At 61.1% G+C, this 275-nt stretch carries 1 protein-coding gene; it reads left to right on the top strand.

Annotation, left to right across the window (positions count from 1 at the left end; genetic code table 11):
• On the top strand, window positions 1–275 hold a 275-nt coding region (locus tag NCR39_RS19545), incomplete at both ends, for a penicillin acylase family protein (protein ID WP_250453744.1).

Here is a 275-nt window from a genome sequence, read left to right as displayed (position 1 = left end):
ACCGCATGTTTCAGATCGATCTGTGGCGCAGACGCGGCCTCGGCGAGCTTTCGGAGGTCTTCGGTCCCGCTTATGTGGAACAGGACAAGGCCACGCGGCTCTTTCTTTATCGCGGCGACATGGCGACCGAATGGCAGCGCTATGGTCCCGATGCGAAGCCTGCCGCGACACGCTACGCAGCCGGCGTGAATGCGTATATCGACTGGCTTGCCGCGCATCCGGACCGCATGCCTTATGAGTTTCGCAAGATCGGCTATTGGCCGGCGAAATGGAGC

The sequence above is a fragment of the Caballeronia sp. ATUFL_M2_KS44 genome (assembly GCF_023630965.1).
Classification (GTDB): Bacteria; Pseudomonadota; Gammaproteobacteria; order Burkholderiales; family Burkholderiaceae; genus Caballeronia; species Caballeronia concitans.
This window is presented reverse-complemented; position numbering and strand designations above follow the sequence as displayed.